General features: G+C 64.2%; 4 protein-coding genes and 1 pseudogene. 2 read left to right on the top strand and 3 right to left on the bottom strand.

The window, feature by feature from the left end:
* From KYG_RS07360 to KYG_RS07350, 3 genes and pseudogenes are all read right to left on the bottom strand, one after another.
* A pseudogene (locus tag KYG_RS07360) lies at window positions 1-215 on the bottom strand (hypothetical protein); the annotation flags it as partial.
* 48 nt (window positions 216-263) lie between these two features.
* On the bottom strand, window positions 264-695 hold the full coding sequence (locus tag KYG_RS07355; RefSeq protein ID WP_008904227.1) for a nuclear transport factor 2 family protein: 432 nt from the start codon (window positions 693-695) through the stop codon (window positions 264-266).
* Between the two features lie 161 nt (window positions 696-856).
* Window positions 857-1963, bottom strand: a complete 1107-nt coding sequence (locus KYG_RS07350; protein WP_008904226.1) for a YeiH family protein — start codon at window positions 1961-1963, stop codon at window positions 857-859.
* Window positions 1964-2080: 117 nt separating this feature from the next.
* Between KYG_RS07350 and KYG_RS07345 the strand changes: the two genes are divergently transcribed.
* The gene (locus tag KYG_RS07345) at window positions 2081-3010 is read left to right on the top strand and encodes a LysR family transcriptional regulator (RefSeq protein ID WP_008904225.1); all 930 of its coding nucleotides are present in this window, start codon (window positions 2081-2083) and stop codon (window positions 3008-3010) included.
* The gene (locus KYG_RS24300; RefSeq protein WP_133156668.1) at window positions 3007-3294 is read left to right on the top strand and encodes a hypothetical protein; all 288 of its coding nucleotides are present in this window, start codon (window positions 3007-3009) and stop codon (window positions 3292-3294) included. The genes KYG_RS07345 and KYG_RS24300 overlap by 4 nt, the downstream gene beginning before the upstream one ends.
* The last annotated feature ends 313 nt before the right edge of the window (window positions 3295-3607 follow it).

Genomic DNA, 3607 nt, shown 5'->3' with positions numbered 1-3607 from the left:
GCGGGCGGCCACAGCGCGGCGCAGCCGCCGTTGCAGGTGCTCTTGCCGCTGCCTGCCACGTCCTTGTCGAAGGTGTAGAGCGTCATGCCCTTGGCGTCGACCAGCGCGCCGTTGGCGAGCTTGGCCGGCGCGTCGGCAGCCATAGCGCCGGTGAGTGGTGCCGCGAAGGAAGCCGCTGTGATCAGCAGCGCGGCCAGAGTCGAAAGGTGCTTCATGGGGTTGTCCTTTGGGGTCTGGTGGAGAGTAGCCACGCTGCGTGCCGTTCAGTAAGCCGCAGCCACCGCCAGCTTGGGGTCGATCTGCCAGGTTTCACTGACGATCTTGCCTTCACGGAACGTCAGCACGTAGCGCACCTTGATGGGCATCTTGCCTTCGAAGACGACGTTGGCCGAGACGGTGGCGCCCTTGGGGTTGGCCGATTCTTCAATCTGGCCGACTGTGAGCTTCAGTGGGCCGACGGCCTTGCCGAACTTCTCCCAGGTGCCGCGAATGGCATCGGTGGTGGCATAGGTGCCGTCGAGTGGGCCGCCTACCCAGTTCAGCTGGGCCTGGTCGGCATAGGCACGCATGACGATCTGGGTGTCGCCCGAGGCGATGGCCTGGAAGTGCGTGCGGGCGTCGTCGCTGGGGGCGGCGAAGGCGCTGCCGGAGGCGAGCGTCAGGGCGGTGGCGGCGAAAGCGAAAGTCTTGAACATTGTGGGCTCCGATGAAGGGTTGGTGTGAAGTGAAGGGGGGTGAGTGCGGGACGAAGGGTCAGATAGGTCCCGACAAAAGAGCAGACGGCGTCGGCATGCGGTCTATTCCAGAGCGTGCAAAGAAATTTAGGGTCAGGGCCCTGGGCCGTGAATTCGAGGCTTCAGCCCAGCAGGGCCGGCACCCAGCGGTTGATGAGCGCGCCTCCGACGATGAGCCAGCCGAACAAGATCAACGCCAGCAGCAGCGGCTTGGCCCCGGCCTTGCGAATGGCGCCGATGTGCGTGGCCAGGCCGAGCGCAGCCATCGCCATCGCCAGCAGCGCGGTGTCAATCTCGGTCGTCACTGCCACCACCGACGCCGGCAGCCATTGCAGCGAATTGAGCAACACGACCGCGACGAAGCCGAAGGCGAACCAGGGCACAGCGAGTTGACCCTTGGCGTGAGCATGCTCTGCCTCCACTAGGGCTTGCAGGGTGCTGTCGCGCGCCAGCCAAGCCGACAGCATCACCAGGAACGGCGCCAGCATCATTACTCGAACCATCTTCGCGATGACGGCCGAGTTGGCTGCGTCCGGGCCCACCGAACGTGCTGCGGCCACCACCTGGGCCACCTCGTGGATGGTCGATCCGACGTAGATGCCGAACCCGTTGGCGCCGCCGGGGATCAGCGCCCAGTGCCGGTTCAGCTCGAACAGCGCCGGGTACAGGAAGATCGCCAGCGTGCCGAACACCACCACCGTGGCCACCGCCACCGTGACCTGCTCGGCGCGCGCCTTGACCACCGGCTCGGCGGCCATCACCGCAGCAGCGCCGCAGATGGCACTGCCAGCGCCGATCAGCATCGCCGTCTTGCGCTCCAGGCCCAGCCAGCGCGTGCCGATGAGGCAGGCCAGTGCGAAGGTCGAACCCAATATCATCGCGTCGATGGCGACACCAGCGATGCCGACATGGTCAATGTCCTGCACGGTGAGCCGCAGGCCGTACAGCACCACGCCCAGGCGAAGCAGGTTCTGCTTGGAGAAGTTGACGCCGGCGCCGCTGGCTACCGCCAAGCGCGGGGCCCACGGGTAAACCGTGTTGCCCACGATCATGCCCAGCACGATGGCCAGCGTCAGCGCACTGAAGCCATGGTCCTGCAGCCAGGCGATGCGGCCCAGCGCGATACCGGTGGCAGCCAAGGCGCCGCTCAGGGCCAGGCCGGGGAGCATGCGTGCGAAAGCCGATGCAGAGGCCAATGTGCGTGGCTCAGGAAGTACGTTGATGGTCATGCTGCTTGCCTCCGGTTGAAGTTCGTGAGGACAAAGCTTCCGGCTTCATGGATGACCCGTCAAACGGGTTGTATCGCTAAGATGTACCCATCTAATCGCTTTGCAAACGAATCCGCCATGAATACCCTTCGCCTCACGCTGCGACAGCTGCAGATCTTCGTGGCGGTTGCGCGCAGCGGCACTACCACGGCAGCCAGCGCCGAGATTGCGCTGTCGCAGTCGGCCACCAGCTCGGCCGTGAATGAACTTGAGCGGCTGCTGTCGCTGCGCCTGTTCGACCGCGCGGGCAAGCGCCTGCTGCTCAACGACAACGGCCGTGCGTTACTGCCGCGGGCCCTGGCGCTGCTGGACGGTGCCGCCGGCATCGAGCTGATGTCCCGCGATGGCAGCGCCCAGGCGCAGTCGCTGCGCATCGGCGCCAGCACCACCATCGGCAACTATGTGCTGCCCAGGCTGCTGGCCCGTTTTGTCGCAGCGCAACCGGGCCATGCCAGTGCCTGGCGCTCAAAGGTCGTGATCGGAAACACGGCGGCCATCTGTGACGCGGTCGCTGCGTTTGAACTGGACGTGGGCCTGATCGAAGGGCCTTGCCACCAAGCGGCGCTGGCCGTCACGCCATGGCACCAGGACGAGATGGTGGTCGTTACATCGCCTGACAGCGCGTGGGCACGAATGAGCCTGGCCGGCGAGCGGGTGCCAATGCGGACACTGCGTGAAGGGGTCTGGCTGTTGCGTGAGTCGGGCTCGGGAACGCGCGAGGCCACCGACCAAAGTCTGCTGCCCCACTTGCGCTCCTACCGTCGAAGCATCGAGCTGGGAAGTTCGGAGGCGATCAAACATGCGGCCGAGGCGGGTATGGGGGTGGCCTGCCTTTCGTCGTGGGTCGTGAGCGACGCTTTGGAGGCCGGCCGCCTGTGCCGCATCTCCACGACCTTGCCGCGGCAGCTCCGACAATCTCACCTGGTCGTGCATCGCGACAAACAGCCCACCGCTTCGCTGCTGGCATTTGTCGACCAGGTATTTGGCGCCGAGAACACGGCGCCATGAAATGTGACTCCATCGAGGTCAGGCCTGAGCAGCTCGCCAGTCGGCGCTCAAAGTTTATCCACGCACCTTCAACGAGATTCACGGCAGGCTCACCTGCACAAATGCCGGATGCGGATGGCGACGTCAAGACTGCCGCATATCCACATACCGCGCGCGATGTCTTGGGCATTGCGATCCAACGGCCACCCCTTGTTTCCTTCTTTATTTGCGGCGAGAGCAATGATCAGAATGTTGCAACAGCATCAGGTCAAAGTGAACTATTGCCCGTCTATCACGCACTTTGAGGAGCACAGGGAACCCGGGTGGCGGGTATTGCGCTACGGACACTGAAGGACCAAAAGAAGTGATTCGCCCTCCCTGCTGGCGCTTGAAGAAGGCCTGCCCATGGTCCAGAACACCGTTTCGTCCGTGACGCAAAGGGCCATTCCAGAACTTTGCACTTCGCTACAGTGCCGAACGACCGGTACAGGTAATCGATCGGTCGCTTGAGATCCTGACCGGTAAGCGACCGCTTGCGTTGGCGCCCATGGACTCTGCCGTCGAACCTAAGTGGCAGCAATCAGTCTGAACTTGTCATCCGCATGCGAAGGGCGGGGG

The organism is Acidovorax sp. NO-1, from assembly GCF_000238595.1.
GTDB lineage: Bacteria > Pseudomonadota > Gammaproteobacteria > Burkholderiales > Burkholderiaceae_C > Acidovorax.
This window is presented reverse-complemented; position numbering and strand designations above follow the sequence as displayed.